Raw genomic sequence first — 23,962 nt, 5'->3', positions numbered from 1 at the left:
TACTCTTAACGCACGTAAAAAACCCGGCCTGGTTGCCGGGTTTTTTATTTTCAGACCTTGTAGAAAGCGCGATACCAGTCGACAAAGTTTTTTACCCCGTCTTTGACCGAGGTCTGCGGTTTAAAGCCTATAACGTCATACAAGGCTTTCGTATCCGCGCTGGTCTCCAGCACGTCACCCGGTTGAATCGGCAACATGTTTTTCTCCGCTTCTTTGCCGAGTGCCTCTTCCAGTGCCGTAATGTAATCCATTAGCTCAACTGGGGAGCTGTTACCAATATTGTAAACGCGATAAGGTGCGGAGCTGGTCGCCGGGGAACCGGTCTCGACGGTCCAATTCGCATCGGCCTGAGGAATCACATCCTGAAGACGGATGATCGCTTCAGCAATGTCGTCGATATAGGTAAAGTCACGTTTCATCTTGCCGTAGTTATAGACGTCGATGCTGTTCCCTTCAATCATCGCCTTGGTAAACTTAAACAGGGCCATATCCGGGCGTCCCCAGGGACCGTACACCGTAAAGAAGCGCAGCCCGGTTGTCGGCAGGTTGTAGAGATGCGAGTAGGTGTGCGACATCAGCTCATTGGCTTTTTTGGTCGCCGCATAGAGTGAAACCGGATGATCCACTGAGTCATCAGTAGAGAACGGCATCTTACGGTTCAGACCATAAACGGAGCTGGAAGAAGCATACAGGAGGTGCTGAACTTTGTTATGACGACAGCCTTCCAGCACGTTGAGATGACCCACCAGGTTAGCATCTGCATAAGCGTGCGGATTTTCCAGCGAGTAGCGTACCCCCGCTTGTGCGGCCAGATGGATCACACGGTCAAATTTCTCGTTGGCGAAGAGCGCTGCCATGCCTTCACGGTCGGCCAAATCCAGCTTTTGGAAGGTGAAATTATCGGATTTGAGCAGATCCAGACGCGCCAGCTTGAGGTTCACATCATAGTAGTCATTGAGATTATCAATCCCGACGACCTGATGTCCGGCATCCAGCAAGCGTTTACTGACATGAGAACCGATAAACCCTGCCGCGCCCGTAACCAAAAATTTCATATCTTCCCTCATTACTTTTCTATCTAGTCGATGCCTGAGGCATCAGAATTGCTATATGATAGCGCGTTGACCGCGAGTTATATAACCCATCTTTCCGATATAACTCATCGGATTCTGATAGAAAAATCGCTGGCAACAGATACACTATGTAAACATGATTATTTTTGCCCTTTTTCATCTGTTAGGGATTGTATGACGCAGAACAACAATACTCCGGTTAATAGCAGTAATGTTCCGGAGCAAATTGATTTACTTGATTTAGTGCTACAGCTGTGGCGTGGAAAGTGGGTAATTGGCGCTTTTGTTGCTGTTTTTATCGTCCTGGCGGGTATTTATATTACTGTCGCAAAAGAGAAATGGACCTCTTCCGCGATCATTTCTCAGCCAGATGCGGCGCAGATTGCCACTTACGCCAATGCACTGAATATCCTGTACGGTAGCGCAGCACCTTCACTGCCGGACATTCAAAACCGTGCTATTAACCGTTTCAATTCCTCATTTTCTGCTTTAGCGCAAGCGCTCGAAAACCAGGAGATACCAGAAAAGCTGACCATCGACGCTACCGTTAAGGGCCAGACGCTGCCGCTGAGCGTCTCCTATACCGGTGAGTCTGCGGAAGCTGCGCAAAAACAGCTGGCACAGTACATCCAGCAGATTGACAAGCAAACGTCGAAGGAGCTCGCTCTCGACCTTAAAGACAACATTAAACAGCAGATCACCACGCTTAATGACTCACTGGAAAACCAGGAAAAAGTGGCTCAGGAGCAGAAAGATTTGCGTATCAAGCAAATCACTGAGGCGCTGAAAAATGCTGAGGCAGCGAAAATCAGCACGCCGCAGATCCAGCAAACCCAGGACGTAACGCAGGAAACCATGTTCCTTCTGGGAAGTGAAGCGCTTAAGTCGATGATCGATAACGAAGCGTCTCGTCCGCTGGTCTTCTCAGTTGCGTACTACCAGACCAAGCAGAACTTGCTGGATATTGAGAATCTCAACGTAAATCCGGAAACAATCCATGTTTATCGCTACGTGATGAAACCGGATCTTCCTGTTCGTCGTGACAGCCCGAAAAAAGCGATTGTACTGATTCTTTCCGTGCTGCTGGGTGGCATAATCGGTTCAAGTTTCGTACTGGGGCGCAACGCATTGCGCAACTACAAACCCAAAGCCTGATTTGCAGTTAAAAAAAACCGGGGATTATCCCCGGTTTTTTTATTTGTGACGTTTGCGAAGATTCTCAATCACCGCCGTCAAATCCAGCTCCTGATCCTGCAGCAGCACCAGCAGGTGATACATTAAATCAGACGCTTCATTCGTTAGCTCCTCGCGGTCATGCACGGTTGCGGCCAGCGCCGTCTCAACGCCTTCTTCTCCTACCTTCTGTGCGATACGCTTGGTTCCGCTGGCGTACAGCTTCGCGGTGTAGGAACTCTCAGGATCCGCCGTTTTACGCTCTGCCAGCAGCTGTTCCAGCTGATAAAGGAATAACCACTGGTGGCTCGTCTCGCCGAAACAGCTGCTGGTCCCTTTGTGGCACGTCGGCCCAATCGGGTTTGCCAGTACCAGAAGCGTGTCGTTATCGCAGTCGGGCGTCATGCTGACCACGTTAAGGAAATGACCGGAAGTCTCCCCTTTGGTCCACAGGCGCTGTTTCGTGCGGGAGTAGAAGGTCACTTTGCCGCTGTCGATCGTTTTCGCCAGCGCGTCCTGGTTCATATATCCCAGCATCAGCACTTCGCCTGAGACGGCATGCTGGACAACCACCGGCAGTAATCCGTCCGTTTTTTCCCAGTCCAGCTGCGCCTGTTGTTGCTCTGTTAACATACCCTGATCTCCACGCCCTGGTCGGCCAGGTACGTTTTTAACTCACCAATATTAATTATCTGTTTGTGGAACACGGAAGCGGCCAGCGCACCGTCCACGTTCGCGTCGCGGAAGGCTTCAAGGAAGTGTTCCATGGTGCCCGCGCCGCCGGAGGCAATCAGCGGAACGTGGCAGACCGCGCGGACTTTTTTCAGCTGCTCGAGGTCATAGCCGTTACGCACGCCGTCCTGGTTCATCATGTTGAGAACAATCTCGCCCGCGCCACGCTTCTGCACTTCCTGCACCCAGTCGAGCGTTTCCCACTGCGTCACGCGCGTGCGGCTTTCATCGCCGGTGTACTGATTGACGTGGTACTTGCCCGTTGCGGCGTCATACCAGGTGTCGATCCCAACCACAATACACTGCACGCCAAAACGATCGGCCAGGCGGGTGATCAGCTCCGGGTCGGCGAGGGCTGGAGAGTTGATGGAAATCTTGTCGGCACCAAACGAGAGAATTTTGGCGGCGTCGTCTGCGGACTTAATCCCGCCCGCCACGCAGAACGGAATGTCGATCACTTCCGCCACGCGCGCGACCCAGCTTTTATCGACCACGCGGCCATCGCTGGAAGCGGTGATATCATAAAAGACCAACTCGTCGGCGCCTTCATCGGCATAGCGTTTTGCCAGCGGGACGATGTCGCCAATGATCTCGTGGTTGCGGAACTGCACGCCTTTCACGACCTGACCATCGCGTACGTCAAGACAAGGAATTATCCGTTTTGCCAGCATTGAATCGCCTCCGTCACAGTAAATTTACCTTCCAGCAGGGCCCGGCCCACAATCACACCCTTCACACCGGTACCGCGCAGCGCGGCCACGTCGTCTATATCACCGATACCGCCCGAAGACTGGAACGCCACCTGCGGATAGCGCGCACAGACCTCTTCATACAGCGAGACGTTGGAGCCCGCCAGCGTACCGTCGCGGGAGATGTCCGTGCATAGCACGTGCTTCAGGCCAACGGGCAGATAGATATCGACCAGCTCTTCCAGCGTCACGCCGGAGTTTTCCTGCCAGCCGCTCACGGCCACCTGCTTGTTACCCTGTTCGTCAATACGCACGTCCAGCGCCAGTACAAGGGCGTCGGCGCCAAAGCGGCGGAACCAGCCCTTCACCGTTTCAGGGTCTTTCACGGCGGTTGAACCCACCACCACGCGGGCCACGCCAGCGTCCAGCAGCGCCGCAACGTCATCTTCCGTACGCACGCCGCCGCCGACCTGGACGGGCACATCAACACCGGCGACCAGATTTTTCAGCAGAGGGATTTGGCGTTTCGCCGGGTCTTTCGCGCCCGTCAAATCCACCAGATGCAACACCTGAGCCCCCTGGGCGGCATAATCCTGCAGACGCGGCAGCGGGTCGTTTCCGTAGTCTCGCTGCTGGCCGTAGTCGCCCTGGTGGAGACGGACTACCGTGCCGTCAATTAAATCTAAAGCGGGAATAATCATCACATCTCCAGGAAGTTTTTCAGCAGCTGCGCGCCAGCGGCGCCAGAGCGCTCCGGGTGAAACTGCACGCCGAAGAAATTGTCTTTCTGTACGGCTGCCGTAAACGCCTCGCCGTAGGTGCACTGGGCGATCGTATTCACGTTCACCGGCATGGCGTAGCTGTGCACGAAGTAGAAATACGCGCCGTCTTCGATGCCGCGAAACAGCCGGTCGCCCGCTTTGGCATAAACGCGGTTCCAGCCCATATGCGGCAGAGGCAGGCCGTGGTCGGTCATTTTCGGCACGTCTTCGTCAATAATGCCCAGCAGGTCAACGCCGTTGCTCTCTTCGCTACGGCGGCCCAGGATCTGCATGCCCAGGCAAATGCCCAGCACCGGCTGGGTACAGGCTTTGATCAGATCGACCAGCTCGCGTTCGCGAATTTGATCCATCGCGGCCTGGGCGGTTCCCACGCCCGGTAAAAAGAGTTTGTCGGCGCGCAGCACCACGTCCGGGTCACGGCTCACCGCCGGCTCATAGCCGTGGCGCGCAATGGCCGATTTCACGGAGTTCAGGTTGGCGCATCCGGTATCCAGAATCACCACGTTCATTAGAGCACTCCTTTCGACGAGGGCAGGGCGTCACCTTCCACGCGAATCGCCTGGCGAAGGGTACGGCCAAAGGCTTTGAAGAGACTCTCCACGCGGTGGTGGTCGTTCTTGCCCTTGGTCTTCAGGTGCAGCGTCAGGCCCATGGTGTAGGACAATGAGCGGAAGAAGTGCTCCACCATTTCGGTGCTGAGATCGCCCACGCGCTGATAGGTGAAATCGGCTTTATATTCCAGGTGCGGACGACCGGAGATGTCCATCGCACAGCGCGCCAGACACTCGTCCATCGGCAGAACGAAGCCGAAACGGTTGATGCCGCGCTTGTCACCGAGCGCGAGCTTCAGGGCTTCGCCCAGCGCCAGGCCGGTATCTTCCACGGTGTGGTGATCGTCAATATAAAGATCGCCTTTTACCGCGATCTCCATGCGGAAACCGCCGTGGGTGGCAATCTGGTCCAGCATATGGTCGAAGAAACCGACGCCGGTGTGGATCTTGCTGCCGCCTTCACGGTCCAGCCAGACCTTCACATCAATCTGCGTCTCTTTGGTGTTGCGCTCAACGTGAGAATAGCGGTCGCGTTTTGTCAGCTGCTCGCCAATCTTCGCCCAGTTAAGGTTGTTGCGGTCGTAGCGCAGCCCCGCGATGCCCATATTTTCCGCCAGCGTAATATCAGTAATGCGATCGCCGATGACATAGCTGTTGGTTTTATCCAGCGCATCTTCAGCCAGGTAGCGCTCTACCAGCTTCACTTTTGGCTTACGGCAGTCACACTCATCGGCCGGCATGTGCGGGCAAATCAGCACGTCATCAAACACCACGCCCTGAGAGGTCAGCACCTGCATCATCAGATTATGCGGGCCGTCGAAGTCCGCCTGCGGGAAGCTGTCGGTACCCAGACCGTCCTGGTTGGTGATCATCACCAGCTTAAAGCCTGCTTTTTGCAGATTAAGCAGCACCGGGATCACGTCCGGTTCAAAAGCCAGCTTGTCGAATCGATCGACCTGAAAATCGGCTGGTGGCTCCGAAATAAGGGTGCCGTCACGATCGATGAAAAGGATCTTCTGGGTCATACTTTCTCCGCTTTCAGGGCGTCAATGACGCGCTGGCTCTCTGCTCGGGTGCCGACGGTAATGCGCAGGCATCCGCTCAGAGAAGGTTGTTTATTCTGGTCTCGTAAGATAATGCCCTGATCCCACAAAGATTTAAATACGGCGCTGGAGGCGGTGAAGCGTACCAGGATGTAGTTGGTTTCCGAGTCGAACACCTGCTCCACGCAGGGAATACCCTTCAGGGCGGTCACCAGATACTGACGTTCCTCCAGAATTTGCGCCACGCGCTCGCGCATCGCGTTGATTCCCTGAGGCGTCAGCGCCTGTGCCGCAATATCGGCAACCGGCGTCGAGAGCGGGTACGGGGCGATCACTTTCAGCAGCAGGTCGATGACCTCTTTATTCGCCAGGGTGAATCCGCAGCGCAGACCCGCGAGAGCAAAGGCTTTCGAAAGCGTACGCAGTACCACCAGGTGCGGGTACTCTTCCAGCCAGCCTGCCAGCGTCGCCTGCGGGCAGAACTCTATATAGGCTTCGTCGGCCACCACCAGAGCTTTACCGCGCGTCATCTCCAGCAGGGTGCGGATATCCTGCGGGTTGATAATCTGTCCGGTCGGGTTGTTCGGGCTACAGACAAACACCACTTTTACGCCATCGAGATTGTCGGCAATGCCCTGCAAATCCAGCTGCCAGTTCTCCAGCGCCTGCACGTTGCGGCACGCCACGCCGAAGGTTTCCGCGCTGACGCTGTACATGCCGTAGGTCGGCTGGCAGTACATGACGGCGTCTTTGCCCGGCTCGCAGAATGCGCGGATCAGCAGCTCAATGCCCTCGTCCGCTCCGCGACTGACCAGCACCTGCTCCGGCTTCACGCCTGCGAACTGCGCGTAGTTTTCAATTACCGCTTTCGGCTGACACTCCGGATAGCGGTTCAGCGTTTGCTGCGACAGCTCAAACTGCACCGCAGTCGGGAATTCGTTGGCGTTCAGCCAGACGTCACCGTTACCGCCCAGACGACGCGCGGACTGGTAAGGCGTCAGGCGACGGACATTTTCGCGGGCTAACTCTTCAATGCTCATGCTTGCTCCTTCAGGGCTGCAACGCGCAGCGTAACGGCATTTTTGTGGGCGGTCAGGCGCTCGGCGGCGGCCAGGGTTTCAATGGTGGAAGCCAGTGATGCAAACCCCTCGCGGGAGAGTTCCTGCACGGTCATGCGTTTCTGGAAATCCGCCAGGCCCAGGCTGGAACAGGTAGAGGTATAACCATACGTCGGCAGCACGTGGTTGGTACCGGAGGCGTAATCGCCAGCGGACTCCGGTGACCAGTCGCCAAGGAACACCGAGCCCGCGCTGGTAATGCTGTCGACCAGATCGCGCGCGTTGCGGGTCTGAATAATCAGGTGCTCCGGGCCGTACTGGTTGGAGATGGCAATACACTGGTCCAGATCGCGCGCCACAATCAGGCGGCTGGCCGCTAACGCCTGGCGTGCCGTGTCGGCGCGGGGCAGGTCGGCAAGCTGACGCTCCACGGCTTCGCCCACGCGTTTCGCCATATCGGCATCCGGCGTCAGCAGGATGACCTGCGAGTCCGGGCCGTGCTCCGCCTGAGAAAGCAGGTCGGAGGCGACGAAGTCCGGCGTTGCGCCGCTGTCGGCAATCACCAGCACTTCAGACGGACCGGCAGGCATGTCAATTGCCGCACCGTCCAGACGCTGGCTGACCTGGCGCTTGGCTTCGGTCACGTACGCATTGCCCGGGCCAAAGATTTTGTCGACCTTCGGAATGGATTCCGTACCGAACGCCAGGGCTGAAATCGCCTGCGCGCCGCCCACTTTATATACCGCCTGCACGCCGCACAGCTTCGCCGCATAGAGGATCTCGTCGGCAATCGGTGGCGGTGAGCACAGCACCACTTTCTGACAACCGGCAATGCGCGCGGGTGTCGCCAGCATCAGTACGGTGGAGAAAAGCGGGGCAGAGCCGCCAGGGATATAGAGGCCGACGGACGCAACCGGGCGCGTGACCTGCTGGCAACGCACGCCGGGCAGGGTTTCGACATCCACGGGCTGCAGCTTTTGCGCGGTGTGGAAGGTATCAATGTTTTTCACCGCGACGGCCATTGCCTGTTTGATGTCATCACCCAGACGATTGCTGGCATCAATGATTTCCTGCTCGGTAACCCGTAATGCGCCGACTTCCGTCTTATCAAATTTTGCGCTGTATTCACGCAGCGCGTCATCGCCACGGGCTTTGACGTTGTCCAGGATCTCGGCCACGGTGCGTGAGATGCTTTCTGAGGCGGAAATCGCCGGGCGCATCAGCAGCTCGCGCTGCCGTGCGTCGCTACAGGTATTCCAGTCGATGATTGTGTTAAAGCTCATGGCCATTACTCCATCATCTTCTCAATAGGCAGCACCAGGATGGAGCTTGCGCCCAGCGCCTTCAGTTTTTCCATGGTTTCCCAGAACAGGGTTTCGCTGCTCACCATGTGCATCGCCACGCGCTGCTGATCGCCCGCCAGAGGCAGGATGGTTGGGCGCTCAGCGCCCGGCAGCAGGGCAATCACTTCATCCAGGCGCTCGGTTGGGGCGTGCATCATGATGTATTTGGACTCACGCGCCTGAATCACGCCCTGAATACGGGTCAGCAGTTTGTCGATCAGCTGCTGCTTAGCGTCCGCCATCTCGCCGTCGCGCTGAATCAGGCACGCTTTAGAGCGGTAGATCACTTCCACTTCGCGCAGACCGTTTGCTTCCAGCGTCGCGCCGGTAGAGACGAGGTCGCAGATGGCGTCCGCCAGACCCGCACGCGGCGCCACTTCAACGGAGCCGTTCAGCAGGCAGGATTTAAACTGCACGCCTTTCTGGTCGAGATAACGCTTTAACAGGTGAGGGTAAGAGGTGGCGATACGTTTGCCGTTCAGCGCGGCCGGGCCGTCCCACGCTTCATCAACCGGCGTTGCCAGCGACAGGCGGCAGCCGCCGAAGTCCAGACGACGCAGGGTGAAGTAACGCGGATCTTCGCCCTGCGCGCGGCGGGTCAGCAGCTCTTCTTCCAGCACGTTTTCACCGATGATGCCGAGGTCAACGACGCCATCCATGACCAGGCCGGGAATATCGTCATCACGCACGCGCAGAATGTCGATGGGCATGTTTTCAGCCAGAGCAATCAGGCGCTGGGTGTGCAGGTTAATTTTAATCCCGCAGCGGGCCAGCAGTTCGCGTGAGTCGTCGCTCAAGCGGCCTGATTTTTGAATAGCTATGCGTAAGCGTGAGTTATCTAACATTCTTTATTCCTCGTTAACCTGTTTTAACCTGTCTGAATTTGGTCCAAAAAAAAGCCCCCGGAAGAAGATCTTCCGGGGGCTTTTTCATGCGTTCATGCACCACTGGAAGATCCAAACGTCTTCCAGCACACATCGCCTGAAAGACTAGTCAGGATGATGGTGATGATGGTGGTGTTTAAATTGAACGCGTGTCATATAAATTCTCGATGAATGCTTATTCATTTGATGTCTTTTAACCTAAACCAGTTGTACGACATATTGCAAGGGCTTTTTTTGATCATTAATTCATTTCATATTGATGCTATGAATTGTGTGTTCTGCCGGGCTGGCGTAGCCTTATAAAAGACGAGTGAGAGTCAGGAGAATTCGCATGAAAAAGGTCGCGATTGTCGGTTTAGGATGGCTGGGAATGCCGCTGGCGATGTCATTAGCCGCGAAAGGCTGGCAGGTGACCGGAAGCAAAACCACGGCGGATGGGGTAGAGGCAGCGCGCATGTGCGGTATTGACGGCGTTGAACTGCGTCTTGAACCGGAGCTGGTGTGTGATGCTGACGATCTGGACACGCTGATGAACGTCGATGCGCTGGTGATTACGCTACCCGCGCGGCGCAGCGGGCCGGGCGAGTCGTTTTATCTGCAGGCGATGCAGGAGATCGTCGACAGCGCGCTGGCGCACCATGTTCCGCGCATCATTTTTACCAGCTCGACGTCGGTCTATGGCGAGGTTGAGGGCGTGGTGAAAGAGAGTTCCGAGCGCCGTCCCGTGACGGCGAGCGGTCAGGTTCTGAAAGAGCTGGAAGACTGGCTGCATCATCTTCCCGGCACGCAGGTCGATATTGTACGCCTGGCGGGGCTGGTGGGCCCGGGTCGCCATCCGGGACGCTTTTTTGCCGGAAAATCTGCGCCAGACGGCCAGCATGTGGTCAATCTTGTGCATCTTGACGATGTTGTTGGCGCAATTGAGCTACTCTTACAGGCTCCGAAAGGTGGGCACATCTATAATATATGTGCACCGTCTCATCCGGCGCGCAGCACGTTTTACCCGCTGATGGCACGTCAGCTGGGCCTGGCGCCACCGGTTTTTGGTGAGGCAAAGGATGACAGTAAAGGCAAAATTGTTGATGGCAATCGTATTTGTCATGAGCTGGGGTTTGAGTATCAGTATCCCGATCCGCTGGTGATGCCCATGGAATAAGTCCCGCAGCGGAGACCATCGCACACCGAAAGGGGGCGAGCATGAAACCGCTGCTGGATGTTCTTATTATTCTGGATGCACTGGAAAAAGAGGGGAGCTTTGCCGCTGCGTCGGCAAAGCTCTACAAAACCCCATCTGCGTTGAGCTATACCGTTCAAAAACTGGAAAGCGATCTTAATATCCAGATCCTCGATCGCTCCGGGCACCGCGCCCGTTTTACCCGTACCGGGCAGATGCTGCTGGAAAAAGGCCGCGAAGTCCTCCATTCCGTTCGTGAACTCGAAAAGCAGGCCGTAAAACTCCATCAGGGGTGGGAAAACGAGCTGGTTATTGGCGTGGATGATACCTTTCCGTTTTCTCTCCTGACGCCCCTGATCGAAGCCTTTTATCAACACCACAGCGTGACCCGGCTTATTTTTATCAACGGCGTGCTGGGGGGCTCCTGGGATGCCTTAACGCAGGGCAGGGCGGATATTTTTGTCGGGGCACTCCACGAGCCTCCCCAGCTGAGTGATTTTGGTTTTGCCCGGCTGGGCGTGCTGGAACAGGTGTTTGCCGTAGCGCCCCATCATCCCCTGGCTCAGGAACCCGAGCCTATTAACCGTCGCGTGATTAAAGGCTACCGCGCCATCGTGGTCGGGGACAGCGCTCGTCCGGAATGTTCGGCCTCCTCCCAGCTGCTTGATGAGCAGGAGGCCATTACCGTTTTCGACTATAAAACCAAGCTGGAGCTCCAAATTAGCGGTTTGGGCTGCGGCTATTTGCCTCGTTATCTGGCGCAGCGCTTTATTGACAGCGGTGCGCTTGTTGAAAAACAGGTACTTGCTCAAAGCAGTAATGAATCGGTGTGGGTTGGCTGGAATGAACAAACTGCAGGGCTGGCCAGCGCATGGTGGCGAGACGAGATTTTAGCAAATAGTGCTATCGCCGCCGTTTACTCTCAGCCCGGCGTCCAGAAATCAGCCAGTTAGCAAAAAGAAAATTGTCCCGTGCTTTGCAAAGTATTGCCTTTTGTATCCGATGTGGGGCAAAATGCCGCCGCTGCAACCAAATGAATAATCGACGATATAAAAGGCGTCGGTTATTTTTTTTTGCATGTACGAAACGAAACTAAAAACCAAGAGGCCGGGCTTCGTACCGGATAGATATTTACTAAAATCCGACAGTTGTTGTCGCTGAGGAAGAAAGAAATGGGGCAATTTTTCGCTTACGTGGCGGTTATTACCGTAAAGGAGAATAACGATGTCGCATAACGCAACTCCAAACACCTCTCGCGTGGAATTACGTAAAACGCTTACGTTGATTCCGGTTGTTATGATGGGCCTTGCCTATATGCAACCGATGACGCTGTTCGATACATTCGGTATCGTATCGGGCCTCACAGACGGTCACGTCGCAACGGCGTACGCCTTTGCGCTGGTCGCTATTCTCTTTACTGCGCTGAGCTATGGTAAACTGGTTCGCCGTTTCCCGTCCGCAGGCTCTGCCTACACCTATGCCCAGAAATCCATCAGCCCGGCGGTTGGCTTTATGGTGGGCTGGTCATCGCTGCTGGACTACCTGTTCATGCCGATGATCAACATTCTACTGGCAAAAATTTACTTCGAAGCGCTGGTGCCTTCTGTTCCATCGTGGATCTTCGTTGTCGCGCTGGTGGCCTTTATGACCATCTCTAACCTGCGCAGCATCAAGACCGTGGCGAACTTCAACACCCTGATTGTTATTCTGCAGATGGGCATTGTGGCGGTTATCGTTGGCCTGATCATCTACGGTGTTTCTCACGGTGAAGGTGCAGGTACGCTGACCAGCACGCGTCCATTCTGGTCTGAAGGTGCGCACGTTGTGCCGATGATTACCGGTGCGACGATTCTGTGCTTCTCGTTCCTGGGCTTTGACGGTATCTCTTCTCTTTCAGAAGAGACCAAAGATGCTGAGCGCGTGATCCCGAAAGCGATTTTCCTGACCGCGCTGATTGGCGGCCTGATCTTTATCGGGGCTTCCTACTTCCTGCAGCTGTACTTCCCGGACATCTCTCGCTTTAAAGATCCGGATGCGTCACAGCCTGAAATCATGCTGTATGTTGCGGGTAAAACCTTCCAGTGGGGCGTGCTGATCTTCTCCAGCGTAACCGTACTGGCGTCCGGCATGGCGGCGCACGCGGGCGTATCTCGCCTGATGTACGTGATGGGCCGTGACGGCGTATTCCCAACCCGTTTCTTCGGCTACGTGCATCCGAAATGGCGTACTCCGGCGTGGAACGTGCTGCTGGTTGGCGCTATTGCCCTGCTGGCGATTAAATTCGACCTGGTGACGGCGACCGCGCTGATTAACTTCGGTGCGCTGGTGGCGTTCACCTTCGTTAACCTCTCCGTGATCTCGCAGTTCTGGATCCGTGAGAAGCGCAACAAAACGCTGAAAGACCACTTCAACTATCTGGTGCTGCCAGTGTGTGGTGCCCTGACCGTGGGCGCGCTGTGGATTAACCTGGAAGAGAGCTCTATGGTTCTGGGGCTGATCTGGGGGGCTATCGGTTTGGTTTACCTGGCCTGCGTCACGAAGAGCTTCCGTAACCCGGTTCCTCAGTACGAAGACGTTGCATAATGACTCGCCGGGTGGCGCTAGCGCTTACCCGGCCTACAAAAAAACACACCCGTAGGCCCGCGTAAGCGCAGCGCCACCGGGCAAAAAAACCGGAGACTATCGTCTCCGGTTTTTTTATCTGGGAATTTCAGACTATCTCTTGCGCGTACTGGAACAGGGATTTCAACAGCGCCTGTTTTTCAGCATTCCCTTCATACTGGCCATAAAGCATCTCCAGCTCCTGGGCATAGCTATTAAGGAACTCAGGGGTAAAGACATTGCGACGATGCTGCAGCCAGCGATCCTGCTCTGCCTCGTCCAGCGTGCCGGGATAGTTACGCGCGCGGTAGTTAAACATCAGCTTTTCGATGCGTTTATCGGCGAAGGTAATATCCAGCGCGGGTAAATTACGCGGCTCGGTTTGCAGAACGATATTCATCGCCGCGCGATCGGCATCGCTGAAGAAGCCGTTATAGAGCTGGGCATCAACGTTGTCAGACGGAACGAACGGCTCCGCCTCGGCAAAGATGGCGACCACCTTCTCGCGCACCTGCGGGTTATCGCGCAGCACTTTCAGGTTATCGAGGCAGTGCTGCCGGTTTATGCCCAGTCTGTCCGCATCTTCCGGACGCAGCGTATTCGCCTGCGCCAGGACCGGACATTTATTGATATGCACCAGTTTGACCGGTACCGCAGGCAGATCCCCGAGTTCATTTTTTGGGGTATAAAGCCGTTCGCGAAGGGTATCGCTGTCAAGCTCCAGCAGCGGTGAAATATCACCGGCCAAATCCACCATGATGACCGCATTACGGTTATCCGGATGCCAGGCCAGCGGGGCGACCCAGCTGGTATTGCCGCGCCAGGCGCCAAACATGCCGGAAATATGCACCAGCGGCTTCATCTGCGGCACATCAATCAGCGTGGTTAATTTTTGTTTACTGCGGTGGCTCAGCAGATACTCAAACAGCCTGGGCTGCGCGTTTTTCACCAGCTTCGCCATGGCAATGGTGGCATAGACGTCCGCCATCGCGTCGTGGGCATTGCTGTGTTCGATTCCGTTGGCGCGCGTCAGGTGTTCCAGCCGGAAGCTGGTCAGCCCTTCCTCATTTTCCGGCCAGTTAATGCCTTCAGGACGCAGGGCATAACAGGCGCGCATGATGTCGAGCAAATCCCAGCGTGAATTGCGGTTCTGCCAGCTCCAGGCATAGGGATCGTAGAAGTTGCGATAGAAGATGTTGCGCGTCACTTCGTCATCGAAGCGGATGTTGTTGTAACCGACCACGCAGGTATTGGGGACGGTAAACAGATCGTGAATGCGTCGGGCGAATTCTGCCTCGGTAACGCCTTTTTCCCGCGCTTCCTGAGGGGTGATCCCGGTGACCATGACCGCCCCGGGCTGCGGCAGGTAGTCATCAGCCGGTTTGCAGTAAAAGACCTCAGGCTCGCCAATGATGTTGAATTCGTCGTCGGTACGGATGGCGGCAAACTGCGCCGGTCGGTCCAGCGCCGGATGCGTGCCAAAGGTTTCGTAATCGTGGAACAAAAAAGTCGGGCGAGCGGCAGAGTCAGACACCAGTAATACCATCCTGTTAAAAAATGACGCCACTATGGTAAACGATCGTGCGGTTCAGACCGAATAAAAAGCACCGTCATGGCGCAAATTTGCGCGCCAGCTTCAGGAAAAAACCTGCGTTCTGTCACATTTTTTTGCAATTAAGCCAGGTAACGACATCAGAACTCCCGTAAAAAGGTCATCGATTTTTAATGACCTGAGGATATACCGTTGAAACGCCGTCTGTTTATTGCTGTTTCTTTACTCGCTTCGAGTGTCTCATCTGCTTTTGCGGCCGAACCACTGGATTTTTCGCCGCAGCCTCCGGCCATTCAGGCTGGCGCCTGGGTGCTGATGGACTACACGACTGGTCAGATCTTAACGGCGGGCAACGAACATCAACAACGTAATCCGGCGAGCCTGACCAAGCTGATGACGGGATATGTGGTTGATCGGGCCATTGATAGCCACCGCATTACGCCGGACGACATTGTTACCGTAGGACGTGACGCGTGGGCAAAAGGCAACCCGGTTTTTGACGGCTCGTCGCTCATGTTCCTGAAAGAGGGCGATCGCGTCTCCGTGCGTGACTTAAGCCGCGGTCTGATTGTCGATTCCGGCAACGACGCCTGCGTGGCGCTGGCCGATCACGTGGCGGGCGGTCAGCCGCAGTTTGTAAAGATGATGAATGACTACGTGCAAAAGCTGAACCTGCGCGATACGCACTTTGAAACCGTACACGGGCTGGACGCGCCGGGCCAGCACAGCTCGGCGTATGACCTGGCCGTACTCTCCCGGGCCATCATCCACGGCGAGCCTGAGTTTTATCATATGTACAGCGAAAAGAGCCTGACCTGGAACGGAATCACCCAGCAGAACCGTAACGGCCTGCTGTGGGATAAGACCATGAACGTTGACGGGCTTAAAACTGGCCACACGTCTGGCGCGGGCTTTAACCTGATTGCTTCCGCCGTTGACGGCCAGCGTCGTTTAATCGCGGTGGTCATGGGGGCGGACAGCCCGAAAGGGCGTGAGGACCAGGCCCGAAAGCTGCTGCACTGGGGGCAGCAGAATTTCGATACGGTGCAGATCCTGCATAACGGTAAAAAAGTGGGGACAGAGCGAATCTGGTACGGCGATAAGGAGCAGGTGAAACTGGGCACTGACCAGGACTTCTGGCTGGCCCTGCCGAAAGCGGAGGTGCCGAACATCAAAGCCAAATACGTTCTGGATAAAAAAGAGCTGGAAGCACCCATTGCTGCGCATCAGCGGGTCGGGGAGATCCAGCTCTATGACCGCGACAAAGTGGTAGCGCACTGGCCTCTGGTGACGCTGGAAGCCGTTGATAAAGGCGGCCTGTTCTCACGCCTGAGCGATTATCTGCACCACACGCTCTAACGGCAGATGAGCAGACTGGCAGGGTTGCGAGTCTGCTCACATAATAAACACTTCACGTTTGCTGAACGCTCATAATCCGCTTTATAGTGTATATATATACAGTAATAAATGGAGGCAGCATGGACTACAGCATCAAGCAGCAAAAGAAACGTAAGATTGCCGGTTTTCATTTGGTCGGACCGTGGGAAAAAACGGTAAAACAGGGCTTTGAACAGCTGGTGATGTGGGTGGACGGGCGCCACATTGAGCCGCTGGAGTGGGTTGCGGTCTACTACGATAACCCGGATGAAGTCCCGGCGGAAAAACTGCGCTGCGATACGGCGGTTACGGTACCGGATGATTTCGTTATCCCGGAAAACAGCGAAGGCGTCATGATGACGGAAATCGCGGCCGGGGATTATGCCGTGGCGACGGCGCGCGTGGAAAACTACGACTTCGCCACGCCGTGGTATCAGTTCTTTAATTCCCTGCTGCAGGACAATAAGTACCAGATGGCGCTTAAACCCTGCTTCGAGCGCTATCTCAATGACGGCAATGCAGACGGTTACTGGGATATCGAAATGTATATCGCGGTAGAGCATAAAACGGCTTAAGCCTGCTAAATGAAGGGTTTTTCAGCCGGGAGCGATCCGCCCGGCTGAAAACACAGTACAATTGTGATTTGCCGTGTAGCTGGAGAGCGGGTGTGCGTCCCGACAAATCATTAACCCCTTTTGAAATTCGGTTGTACAAACATTACCGCGTGGTGCATGGGTGCCGCATCGCGCTGGCTTTCGTGTTGACGTTTGTGCTGGTCCGTTTGCTGGACGTTCCGGAAGGAACATGGCCGCTGATCACGCTGGTGGTGGTGATGGGGCCCATCTCGTTTTGGGGAAACGTTGTTCCGCGCGCCTTTGAGCGCATTGGCGGGACCGTTTTAGGCTCGGCCCTTGGGCTTATCGCCCTGAAGCTGGAGCTCATCTCATTTCCCGTGATGCTGGCATGGTGCGGTGCCGCCATGTTCCTGTGCGGCTGGCTGGCGTTGGGCAAAAGACCCTATCAGGCGCTGCTGATCGGGATTACGCTCGCGGTGGTTGTCGGTGCGCCCGCCGGGGATATGACCACGGCGCTGTGGCGAAGCGGAGATGTCATCCTGGGGTCACTGCTGGCCATGCTATTCACCGGTATCTGGCCGCAGCGTGCTTTTCTGCACTGGCGTATTCAGATGGCTAACTACGTCACCGCCTTTAACCGCGTCTATCAGGCCGGTTTTTCCCCGAATCTGGTTGAGCGTCCCCGGCTGGAAAAGCATCTGCAAGCGATCCTCAACGACGTGGTCAAAATGCGCGGCCTGATCACACCCGCCAGCAAAGAAACCCATATTCAGAAAGCGATTTTTGAAGCTATCCAGACGGTAAGCCGCAATCTGGTCTGCATGCTTGAACTGCAGATCAACGCCCACTGGGCCTCGCGTCCCAGCCATCTGTTGATGCTTAACGCGCAGACTCTCAAAGAGACCCAGCAGATGACGCAGCAAACGCTGTTGACCATCGCCCATGCGCTCTACGAAGGGAACCCGCAGCCGATACTGGCCAACAGCGAGCGGCTGAATGAGATCGTCGCGGAGCTGAAGCAGCTAATCAATGAGCGCCAGAGCGATAACGTGGCGGAAACGCCTATCCATGGCTACGTCTGGCTGAGCATGGAACTGGCGCGGCAGCTTGAGCTGCTATCGCACCTTATTTGCCGGGCGCTGCGCAAATAAAAGGCGTATGTGACGGCTGCTGCTTCGATTCAGCAGCAATTGGGGTTATGATAGCTTTAAACGATATACTCATTGTCATTCGCAGCCGCTGTCAGTAAGGTTATTGTTACAACGGTTGCCTTAACGAATCCGAATCTCACATTATCAGGGGTGTAAAAATGGAAACTACCAAGCCTTCGTTCCAGGATGTTCTGGAATTCGTCCGCCTGTTCCGCCGCAAAAACAAGCTGCAGCGTGAAATCCAGGACGTTGAGAAGAAGATCCGTGACAACCAGAAGCGTGTTCTGCTGCTCGACAACCTGAGCGACTACATCAAGCCAGGTATGAGCGTTGAAGCTATTCAGGGCATCATCGCCAGCATGAAGAGCGACTATGAAGACCGCGTTGATGACTACATCATCAAAAACGCTGAGCTGTCCAAAGAGCGTCGCGACATCTCCAAGAAGCTGAAAGTGATGGGCGAAATCAAAAACGGCGAAGCAAAAAGCGAGTAATCGCAGCGAATAGTGAAAAAGGCTCTCTGGTGACAGAGAGCCTTTTTTTATGACGCAGAACGCGGCTGTAGCTGATAAATCCAGGCCTTAACCTGCTTGCCTTCAAGGGTAGTCACCGTGACCTCAACCCGATCGTAGCCGTCTTCAAATTCATCCAGCATTTGCCAGTGCGCGGCAAGGTTATCAGAGATAAACAGATAGCCTTCGACGCGGGGGCCATCAGGATGGAGCACAATCCCCGGGAAGTCCGCCGCAGCGCCCCAGCCGCGTTCGTAAAACGTACCGGATACGGAGCCGGCCAGCCATTCGCCGCCAATGTTTTCAAGAATATGCGCATTAGAGTGGCCCGGGCGCAGCGTGCCGTAGACAAACAGAGCGTTCATTTTCCCTCACCCGCAAAGCAAAAAGCCTGCTTTAAAAGCAGGCTTTTTAAATTTGGCTCCTCTGACTGGACTCGAACCAGTGACATACGGATTAACAGTCCGCCGTTCTACCGACTGAACTACAGAGGAATCGTTGTGGAGGCTTATCTTAGCGGCGAAAAAACTTTTGTCAAACCTGATCTTAGGGAAAATCGACCGATTGCTGATTCTGTGGTCAGTTTGTTGTAAATCCACACATCTTTTTCAGGAAAATACTTTGCAGGATTAGCATTTGTCCCCCATCATTTGAAATGGAGTTTCAACTTTTCTCGCTAAGGTCCATTTTGAACGTCACTGCCTCATTACGCCAGGCGATAGCGCGCACGCCATGGTATGCAAAACGTAAAAGCTATCGTGTCCTGTTCTGGCGTGAAATCACCCCTCTTGCTGTGCCTATCTTCCTGGAAAATACCTGCGTTTTGCTGATGGGGGTCCTGAGCACTTTCCTGGTGAGCTGGCTGGGAAAAGAGGCAATGGCTGGGGTTGGGCTGGCGGACAGCTTTAACATGGTGGTGATCTCGTTCTTTGCCGCCATAGACCTTGGGACGACGGTGGTGGTGGCTTTCAGCCTCGGCAAGCTTGACCCCAAACGCGCACGCGAGGCGGCCCGCCAGTCGCTAATGATCATGACCATTTTTTCGATCGTTCTGGCGGCGGTGATCCACTATTTCGGTAAAGAGATTATCGACTTTGTCGCCGGGGAAGCCACGAATGAGGTTAAAGACCTGGCGCTGACCTACCTGGAAATGACCGTCTTAAGCTATCCGGCGGCGGCCATTGCGCTGATTGGCAGCGGTGCGCTGCGCGGGGCGGGCAACACCAAAATTCCGCTGCTGATCAACGGCGGGATGAATATCCTGAATATCATTATCAGCAGCGTGCTGATCTACGGCGTGTTCTCGTGGGAGGGGCTGGGGTTCGTCGGTGCGGGACTAGGCTTAACCATTTCACGCTATATCGGTGCGGTTGCCATCATCGGGGTGCTGATGGCGGGGATCACCCCCTCGCTGCGTCTGACGCTTAAAAGCTATTTCCGTCCCTTTAATTTCGCCATTATCTGGGAAGTGATGGGGATCGGCATTCCCGCGAGTATTGAATCGGTGTTGTTCAACGGCGGGAAGCTGCTCACGCAGATGTTTGTCGCCGGGATGGGGACCGACGTTATCGCCGGTAACTTTATCGCCTTCTCCATCGCCTCGCTGATTAACCTGCCGGGTAACGCGCTGGGTTCTGCATCGACTATCATCACGGGTAAACGGCTCGGAAAAGGGCAGATAGGCCAGGCGGAGCGACAGCTGCGGCACGTCTTCTGGCTGTCGACCATTGGACTGACGCTCATCGCCTGGGGAACCGCGCCGTTTGCCGGGCTGATGGCCTCGTTCTATACCCATGAAGACGATGTTAAAGAGGTCGTTAAGATCCTCATCTGGCTCAACGCGGCCTTCATGCCTATCTGGGCGGCATCATGGGTATTGCCCGCCGGGCTGAAGGGCGCGCGCGATGCCCGCTTTGCGATGTGGGTATCAATGCTCGGCATGTGGGGATGTCGCGTTGTCGCGGGGTATACGCTCGGGGTGATGCTCGGATGGGGTGTGGTCGGCGTCTGGCTCGGGATGTTCCTCGACTGGGCCGTACGGGGCGCACTGTTCTACTGGCGGATGGTTAGCGGGCGCTGGTTATGGAAATATCCGCGCAAGAATGCCTGACAATTGCGCGAAGTGGAGAATAATTGGGCAAACGATCGGAAATATGCATTCTGCCTTTGACATCATGGGGGAGCATCGATAATATGCGCCCCGTTCACACGATTCCTCTGTAGTTCAGTCGGTAGAACGGCGGACTGTTAATCCGTATGTCACTGGTTCGAGTCCAGTCAGAGGAGCCAAATTTAAAAAGCCTGCTTATAAAGCAGGCTTTTTGCTTTTCTGCATCTGGAAAAATTGTCGGGTGGCGGCTTCGCCTTACCCGACCTACGGGATAGGTAGGCCCGGTAAGCGCAGCGCCACCGGGCACCAGACCGCACGAAATTACAAACTAATCGGCGCCGTCGCTTCGACCAGCCACGCTCGCGCATCGCTGTTCACCAGAGGTAACAGCGCCTCCCGGACCTGCTGATGATACGCATCCAGCCACTGTTTTTCCTGATCGCTCAACAGATGCAGCTCAACCTGACTTAAGTCGATCGGGATCAGCGTCAGTGAGGCAAATTTGCAGAACCCCGGACGGCTCTCCACAATCTCCACCTGGTTTTCAATGCGAATCCCGTGGCTATCGCCCAGATAGTATCCTGGTTCAATCGTCATGATATTGCCCGCCACCAGCGGCCACGGGTTGACCTTTTTGGCAATGCGATGCGGGTTCTCGTGGATCAGCAGCTGATGGCCCACGCCATGCCCTGTGCCGTGATCGTAATCCAGCCCCATCTCCCACAGCGGGCGACGCGCGAAGGCATCCAACTGATGCCCTTGAGTGCCAGAGGGGAACTGCAGAGTAATCAGCGACAGAAAGCCTCTCAACACGGCGGTGTAGTGCAGGCGCCGCTGCGGATCGACTTCCCCCCACGCCAGCGTACGCGTGGCGTCGGTGGTGCCGTTAACATACTGGCCGCCGGAATCGTTCAGGTAAAAATGGTCGTGGCCGATGGGCTTATTGCTGGCCTCGCTCGAATGATAGTGACACATCGCCGCATTGCTCGAAGAGGCGGAGATGGTCGCAAAACTCTGCTCGATGAACCCCGGCTGCTGTTGACGAAACGCAAGCTGCTGCGCCTGCGCGTCCAGCTCGGTGAGCGGTTGTCCTGCCGCCTCGCGCAGCGGCACTTCACGGCTCAGCCAGGCGAGGAAGTTGACCCACGCGGCCCCGTCATGGTGATGGCACTCGCGATAGCCTGCCAGCTCGACCGGGTTTTTCGTCGCTTTCATCAGGGTGATGGGGTCTGTCCGCCAGACAATTTCTCCCCGTGGCTCAACGGCGAATCGCAGGGCAACCGGCGCGGAATCGGCATCAATCATCACCCGTTTGCCTTCAGCAATCTGCTGGCAGCGTTCGATAAAGGTCTCCTGCGGCGCAACCGTGAACGCACTGCGCACATCGTCAGGCAGGGCGCTGAGCTTATTGTCGTTAACAAACCACTCCACGCTACCATCACGGCTGAGCAGGGCGAAGGAGAGAGGAACCGGGCTAAAGGGAATATCTGACCCACGCACGTTTAGCAGCCAGGCGATGTTGTCCGGCAGCGTCACGGCGAGGAAATCAGCATTGTGTTCTGCCAGCACGGCGGCGACGCGCTGGCGTTTGTCCGCGCTGCGTTCGCCGCTGTGTTCAACCGGCATTTCACGAATAAGCCCCGCCGGCGCGGCAGGGCGATCGGTCCATAAGGCGTCAAACGGCGAGTCCTTCAGAGGCACCAGCTCGCACGGCGTGGCAGACAGCTGCTCAAACTCCGAGTTGGTCATCAGCATCGCGTCAAAGCCAATGCGCGTCCCTGCCTCTACGTTTTTCGCCAGCCACTCAGCCAGCGGTTCGTTGTGCAGGTGGTGAATTTCAATCTCGTCCAGATTCACCTGAACGCGAGCCTGAACCTGATAGCGCCCGTCGACGAACAGCAGCGCTTTATCCTTCAGCACCAGCGCGACGCCGGCAGAGCCGTCAAAGCCCGTCAGCCACGCCAGCTTTTCGTCGTAGGGCGCGCAGTATTCGCTTTGCCATGCATCCGCCCGCGGGACGATCATCCCGTCGAGATGGCTGGCCTCAAGCCAGTGGCGCAGGGCAGAGATCGGAGATGTGCTGGACATTGTTTTTCCTTATCGTTATTAGCGGAACGGCGGCTCGTTGAAGGTGCGCAGCTTGCGGGAATGGAGCCTGTCACCTTCTGCCCGCAGCAAATCAATGGCGCGAATACCAATCTGCAGATGCTCAGAGATAGCCCCTTCGTAGAAACGGTTAGCCTGGCCCGGCAGCTTAATTTCACCGTGCAGAGGCTTATCGGAGACGCACAGCAGCGTGCCGTAAGGGACGCGGAAGCGATATCCCTGCGCGGCGATGGTGGCGCTCTCCATATCAATCGCCACCGCGCGGCTCAGGTTGAAGCGCAGCGCGGAGGCGGAGTAGCGCAGCTCCCAGTTGCGATCGTCCGTTGTGACGACCGTACCGGTGCGCAGGCGCTGTTTAACCTCTTCACCCGGCATGCCGCTGACCTCTTTGGTAGCGTCATAGAGCGCGCGCTGTACTTCCGCGATGCTCGGGATGGGGATGTCCGGCGGCAGGACCGCATCAAGCACGTGGTCATCGCGCAGATAGGCGTGTGCCAGCACGTAGTCGCCAATCAGCTGGCTTTCGCGCAGGCCGCCGCAGTGGCCAATCATCAGCCACACGTCCGGGCGCAGTACCGCCAGATGGTCGCAGATGGTTTTGGCATTTGACGGGCCCACGCCGATGTTGATCAGGGTGATGCCCTGGCCGTCGGCGGTGATCAGGTGCCAGGCAGGCATCTGGTGCTTTTTCCACGCCAGGTCAGAAATGGCCTGCTCGGGCGCTTCGGTTTCAGCGGTGATCCAGATCCCGCCCGCGCAGGACAGCGCGATATACGGGCTTTCCGGATCCAGGATCTGGCTGCAGCCCCAGCGGACAAACTCGTCAACGTAGCGGGTGTAGTTGGTAAAGAGCACGAACGGCTGGAAATGTTCGACAGGCGTACCGGTGTAGTGACGCAGGCGCGCCAGCGAGAAGTCCACGCGGCGAGCATCAAAGTGCGACAGGGGAGAAAATTCAGCCGGGTGATAGATGCCGTCAGCCGTCTCATCGCCAATCTGGGAAAGCTCGGTGGTCGGGAAGTGGCGCGTCAGCCCCGCGCTCATGGAGCGATCCAGCGTCAGCGCCGAACCGTCAATCACGTACGGATACGGGATCTCATGCCGCGAGGGCTCAACGTGGATATGCGCGCCGTAATCCTGATACAGCAGCGTCAGCTGTTCCTCAAGATACGGGCGGAACAGCGCAGGGCGGGTGACGGTGGTGCTGTAGCAGCCTGAGTGGGTAAAACGGGCGTAGGCGCGGGTTTTCGGCGTGGTGCTGGCGCTGCCGTCCCAGGTCACAGAGAGCGATGGATAAACAAAAAGGCCCTCGGTTCTGGCCTTTTGGTCGGGAAGTTTCCCTGTTTCGATATATTCGCTGATGGCGCTGCGCAGCGCGTTGACGGACTGTTCATACAGCGCGTCGAGTTTTTCCAGCGCCTGAGCCGGGGTCAGGCTGGAGCCCTTATTATTCATCTCTGTCTCCTTGTTCCACAG

The 23,962-nt window shown here is 56.0% G+C and carries 24 protein-coding genes, 2 tRNA genes and 1 other annotated feature; of the genes, 11 read left to right on the top strand and 15 right to left on the bottom strand.

Annotated features, from left to right (window positions below):
- Positions 1 to 50: 50 nt before the first annotated feature.
- Positions 51 to 1,055, bottom strand: a complete 1,005-nt coding sequence (locus tag N037_RS19390) for an NAD-dependent epimerase (protein WP_032642812.1) — start codon at positions 1,053 to 1,055, stop codon at positions 51 to 53.
- 192 nt (positions 1,056 to 1,247) lie between these two features.
- Between N037_RS19390 and wzzB the strand changes: the two genes are divergently transcribed.
- On the top strand, positions 1,248 to 2,228 hold the full coding sequence (gene wzzB / locus N037_RS19385; RefSeq protein ID WP_032642811.1) for an LPS O-antigen chain length determinant protein WzzB: 981 nt from the start codon (positions 1,248 to 1,250) through the stop codon (positions 2,226 to 2,228).
- A 39-nt stretch (positions 2,229 to 2,267) separates the two neighbouring features.
- Here the strand turns inward: wzzB and hisIE are convergent, their stop codons facing one another.
- The 9 genes from hisIE to hisL all read right to left on the bottom strand — a co-directional run bounded on the left by hisIE (position 2,268) and on the right by hisL (position 9,484).
- A complete protein-coding gene (hisIE, locus tag N037_RS19380) occupies positions 2,268 to 2,879 on the bottom strand; it encodes a bifunctional phosphoribosyl-AMP cyclohydrolase/phosphoribosyl-ATP diphosphatase HisIE (protein ID WP_023336245.1) in 612 nt (203 codons plus the stop codon).
- A complete protein-coding gene (gene hisF, locus N037_RS19375; protein WP_023330862.1) occupies positions 2,873 to 3,649 on the bottom strand; it encodes an imidazole glycerol phosphate synthase subunit HisF in 777 nt (258 codons plus the stop codon). The genes hisIE and hisF overlap by 7 nt, the downstream gene beginning before the upstream one ends.
- Positions 3,631 to 4,368: a 1-(5-phosphoribosyl)-5-[(5-phosphoribosylamino)methylideneamino]imidazole-4-carboxamide isomerase gene (gene hisA, locus N037_RS19370; protein ID WP_032642810.1), complete on the bottom strand. Its 738-nt coding sequence runs from the start codon at positions 4,366 to 4,368 to the stop codon at positions 3,631 to 3,633. The genes hisF and hisA overlap by 19 nt, the downstream gene beginning before the upstream one ends.
- On the bottom strand, positions 4,368 to 4,958 hold the full coding sequence (hisH, locus tag N037_RS19365; protein ID WP_023336242.1) for an imidazole glycerol phosphate synthase subunit HisH: 591 nt from the start codon (positions 4,956 to 4,958) through the stop codon (positions 4,368 to 4,370). The genes hisA and hisH overlap by 1 nt, the downstream gene beginning before the upstream one ends.
- Positions 4,958 to 6,025, bottom strand: coding sequence for a bifunctional histidinol-phosphatase/imidazoleglycerol-phosphate dehydratase HisB (gene hisB, locus N037_RS19360; RefSeq protein ID WP_032642809.1), 1,068 nt, complete (start codon positions 6,023 to 6,025; stop codon positions 4,958 to 4,960). Before hisB ends, hisH begins: the two co-directional genes overlap by 1 nt.
- Positions 6,022 to 7,083 (bottom strand): histidinol-phosphate transaminase, encoded by a 1,062-nt coding sequence (gene hisC, locus N037_RS19355; protein WP_032642808.1) that lies wholly within the window; start codon positions 7,081 to 7,083, stop codon positions 6,022 to 6,024. The genes hisB and hisC overlap by 4 nt, the downstream gene beginning before the upstream one ends.
- Positions 7,080 to 8,384: a histidinol dehydrogenase gene (gene hisD / locus N037_RS19350; RefSeq protein WP_032642939.1), complete on the bottom strand. Its 1,305-nt coding sequence runs from the start codon at positions 8,382 to 8,384 to the stop codon at positions 7,080 to 7,082. Before hisD ends, hisC begins: the two co-directional genes overlap by 4 nt.
- A gap of 5 nt (positions 8,385 to 8,389) precedes the next feature.
- Complete coding sequence (gene hisG, locus N037_RS19345; protein WP_000886595.1) at positions 8,390 to 9,289, bottom strand: ATP phosphoribosyltransferase; 900 nt, start codon at positions 9,287 to 9,289, stop codon at positions 8,390 to 8,392.
- A 45-nt stretch (positions 9,290 to 9,334) separates the two neighbouring features.
- Positions 9,335 to 9,458, bottom strand: a sequence feature (His leader region).
- Complete coding sequence (gene hisL, locus N037_RS24965) at positions 9,434 to 9,484, bottom strand: his operon leader peptide (RefSeq protein ID WP_001364200.1); 51 nt, start codon at positions 9,482 to 9,484, stop codon at positions 9,434 to 9,436. (Overlaps the previous feature by 25 nt.)
- A gap of 175 nt (positions 9,485 to 9,659) precedes the next feature.
- Here hisL and N037_RS19340 point away from each other — a divergent pair, with 175 nt between their 5' ends.
- The 4 genes from N037_RS19340 to N037_RS19330 all read left to right on the top strand — a co-directional run bounded on the left by N037_RS19340 (position 9,660) and on the right by N037_RS19330 (position 13,085).
- Positions 9,660 to 10,484, top strand: coding sequence for an SDR family oxidoreductase (locus N037_RS19340; protein ID WP_032642807.1), 825 nt, complete (start codon positions 9,660 to 9,662; stop codon positions 10,482 to 10,484).
- Positions 10,485 to 10,525: 41 nt separating this feature from the next.
- Complete coding sequence (locus N037_RS19335) at positions 10,526 to 11,455, top strand: LysR substrate-binding domain-containing protein (protein ID WP_032642806.1); 930 nt, start codon at positions 10,526 to 10,528, stop codon at positions 11,453 to 11,455.
- Between the two features lie 219 nt (positions 11,456 to 11,674).
- Positions 11,675 to 11,737 carry a membrane protein YoeI gene (gene yoeI / locus N037_RS24960; protein WP_100166194.1) on the top strand — a complete coding sequence of 21 codons (63 nt, stop codon included), beginning with the start codon at positions 11,675 to 11,677 and terminating at the stop codon, positions 11,735 to 11,737.
- Positions 11,727 to 13,085 carry an APC family permease gene (locus N037_RS19330; protein ID WP_023336236.1) on the top strand — a complete coding sequence of 453 codons (1,359 nt, stop codon included), beginning with the start codon at positions 11,727 to 11,729 and terminating at the stop codon, positions 13,083 to 13,085. Before yoeI ends, N037_RS19330 begins: the two co-directional genes overlap by 11 nt.
- Before the next feature lie 127 nt (positions 13,086 to 13,212).
- Here the strand turns inward: N037_RS19330 and sbcB are convergent, their stop codons facing one another.
- Complete coding sequence (sbcB, locus tag N037_RS19325; protein WP_369796166.1) at positions 13,213 to 14,649, bottom strand: exodeoxyribonuclease I; 1,437 nt, start codon at positions 14,647 to 14,649, stop codon at positions 13,213 to 13,215.
- Positions 14,650 to 14,847: 198 nt separating this feature from the next.
- On the opposite strand from sbcB, the gene dacD reads away from it, so the two are divergent.
- The 4 genes from dacD (at position 14,848) to N037_RS19305 (ending at position 18,252) form a co-directional block, all read left to right on the top strand.
- Complete coding sequence (gene dacD / locus N037_RS19320) at positions 14,848 to 16,014, top strand: serine-type D-Ala-D-Ala carboxypeptidase DacD (protein WP_023336234.1); 1,167 nt, start codon at positions 14,848 to 14,850, stop codon at positions 16,012 to 16,014.
- Positions 16,015 to 16,133: 119 nt separating this feature from the next.
- Complete coding sequence (gene sbmC, locus N037_RS19315; protein WP_023336233.1) at positions 16,134 to 16,607, top strand: DNA gyrase inhibitor SbmC; 474 nt, start codon at positions 16,134 to 16,136, stop codon at positions 16,605 to 16,607.
- A gap of 92 nt (positions 16,608 to 16,699) precedes the next feature.
- Complete coding sequence (locus N037_RS19310) at positions 16,700 to 17,758, top strand: FUSC family protein (RefSeq protein ID WP_023336232.1); 1,059 nt, start codon at positions 16,700 to 16,702, stop codon at positions 17,756 to 17,758.
- A gap of 158 nt (positions 17,759 to 17,916) precedes the next feature.
- Positions 17,917 to 18,252 (top strand): DUF496 family protein, encoded by a 336-nt coding sequence (locus N037_RS19305; RefSeq protein ID WP_008499467.1) that lies wholly within the window; start codon positions 17,917 to 17,919, stop codon positions 18,250 to 18,252.
- 47 nt (positions 18,253 to 18,299) lie between these two features.
- On the opposite strand, the gene N037_RS19300 is transcribed toward N037_RS19305, so the two are convergent.
- Positions 18,300 to 18,635 carry a gamma-glutamylcyclotransferase family protein gene (locus N037_RS19300; protein WP_029739253.1) on the bottom strand — a complete coding sequence of 112 codons (336 nt, stop codon included), beginning with the start codon at positions 18,633 to 18,635 and terminating at the stop codon, positions 18,300 to 18,302.
- 53 nt (positions 18,636 to 18,688) lie between these two features.
- Positions 18,689 to 18,764, bottom strand: a tRNA-Asn gene (locus tag N037_RS19295).
- 161 nt (positions 18,765 to 18,925) lie between these two features.
- Between N037_RS19295 and emmdR the strand changes: the two genes are divergently transcribed.
- Together emmdR and N037_RS19285 are read left to right on the top strand one after the other, a co-directional pair.
- A complete protein-coding gene (emmdR, locus tag N037_RS19290) occupies positions 18,926 to 20,380 on the top strand; it encodes a multidrug efflux MATE transporter EmmdR (RefSeq protein ID WP_155858061.1) in 1,455 nt (484 codons plus the stop codon).
- Between the two features lie 103 nt (positions 20,381 to 20,483).
- Positions 20,484 to 20,559, top strand: a tRNA-Asn gene (locus N037_RS19285).
- A 142-nt stretch (positions 20,560 to 20,701) separates the two neighbouring features.
- On the opposite strand, the gene N037_RS19280 is transcribed toward N037_RS19285, so the two are convergent.
- Both N037_RS19280 and N037_RS19275 read right to left on the bottom strand, forming a co-directional pair.
- Entirely contained in the window at positions 20,702 to 22,468 is a 1,767-nt protein-coding gene (locus N037_RS19280; RefSeq protein WP_032642805.1) for an aminopeptidase P family protein, read from the bottom strand.
- A gap of 18 nt (positions 22,469 to 22,486) precedes the next feature.
- A complete protein-coding gene (locus N037_RS19275; protein WP_032642804.1) occupies positions 22,487 to 23,941 on the bottom strand; it encodes an AMP nucleosidase in 1,455 nt (484 codons plus the stop codon).
- Positions 23,942 to 23,962: the final 21 nt, after the last annotated feature.

The sequence above is a fragment of the Enterobacter sp. EGD-HP1 genome (assembly GCF_000733275.2).
Lineage (GTDB): Bacteria > Pseudomonadota > Gammaproteobacteria > Enterobacterales > Enterobacteriaceae > Enterobacter.
This window is presented reverse-complemented; position numbering and strand designations above follow the sequence as displayed.

Excerpts from the sequence above, each read along its gene's own strand:
- hisA (WP_032642810.1), bottom strand. The coding sequence starts at position 4,368 with ATGATTATTCCCGCTTTAGATTTAATTGACGGCACGGTAGTCCGTCTC.
- N037_RS19330 (WP_023336236.1), top strand. The coding sequence starts at position 11,727 with ATGTCGCATAACGCAACTCCAAACACCTCTCGCGTGGAATTACGTAAA.
- hisC (WP_032642808.1), bottom strand. The coding sequence starts at position 7,083 with ATGAGCATTGAAGAGTTAGCCCGCGAAAATGTCCGTCGCCTGACGCCT.
- N037_RS19280 (WP_032642805.1), bottom strand. The coding sequence starts at position 22,468 with ATGTCCAGCACATCTCCGATCTCTGCCCTGCGCCACTGGCTTGAGGCC.
- N037_RS19305 (WP_008499467.1), top strand. The coding sequence starts at position 17,917 with ATGGAAACTACCAAGCCTTCGTTCCAGGATGTTCTGGAATTCGTCCGC.
- hisIE (WP_023336245.1), bottom strand. The coding sequence starts at position 2,879 with ATGTTAACAGAGCAACAACAGGCGCAGCTGGACTGGGAAAAAACGGAC.
- N037_RS19275 (WP_032642804.1), bottom strand. The coding sequence starts at position 23,941 with ATGAATAATAAGGGCTCCAGCCTGACCCCGGCTCAGGCGCTGGAAAAA.
- N037_RS19300 (WP_029739253.1), bottom strand. The coding sequence starts at position 18,635 with ATGAACGCTCTGTTTGTCTACGGCACGCTGCGCCCGGGCCACTCTAAT.
- hisH (WP_023336242.1), bottom strand. The coding sequence starts at position 4,958 with ATGAACGTGGTGATTCTGGATACCGGATGCGCCAACCTGAACTCCGTG.
- wzzB (WP_032642811.1), top strand. The coding sequence starts at position 1,248 with ATGACGCAGAACAACAATACTCCGGTTAATAGCAGTAATGTTCCGGAG.
- emmdR (WP_155858061.1), top strand. The coding sequence starts at position 18,926 with ATGGAGTTTCAACTTTTCTCGCTAAGGTCCATTTTGAACGTCACTGCC.
- hisD (WP_032642939.1), bottom strand. The coding sequence starts at position 8,384 with ATGAGCTTTAACACAATCATCGACTGGAATACCTGTAGCGACGCACGG.
- sbcB (WP_369796166.1), bottom strand. The coding sequence starts at position 14,649 with ATGGTATTACTGGTGTCTGACTCTGCCGCTCGCCCGACTTTTTTGTTC.
- hisB (WP_032642809.1), bottom strand. The coding sequence starts at position 6,025 with ATGACCCAGAAGATCCTTTTCATCGATCGTGACGGCACCCTTATTTCG.
- N037_RS19335 (WP_032642806.1), top strand. The coding sequence starts at position 10,526 with ATGAAACCGCTGCTGGATGTTCTTATTATTCTGGATGCACTGGAAAAA.
- hisG (WP_000886595.1), bottom strand. The coding sequence starts at position 9,289 with ATGTTAGATAACTCACGCTTACGCATAGCTATTCAAAAATCAGGCCGC.
- sbmC (WP_023336233.1), top strand. The coding sequence starts at position 16,134 with ATGGACTACAGCATCAAGCAGCAAAAGAAACGTAAGATTGCCGGTTTT.
- N037_RS19390 (WP_032642812.1), bottom strand. The coding sequence starts at position 1,055 with ATGAAATTTTTGGTTACGGGCGCGGCAGGGTTTATCGGTTCTCATGTC.
- N037_RS19340 (WP_032642807.1), top strand. The coding sequence starts at position 9,660 with ATGAAAAAGGTCGCGATTGTCGGTTTAGGATGGCTGGGAATGCCGCTG.
- hisF (WP_023330862.1), bottom strand. The coding sequence starts at position 3,649 with ATGCTGGCAAAACGGATAATTCCTTGTCTTGACGTACGCGATGGTCAG.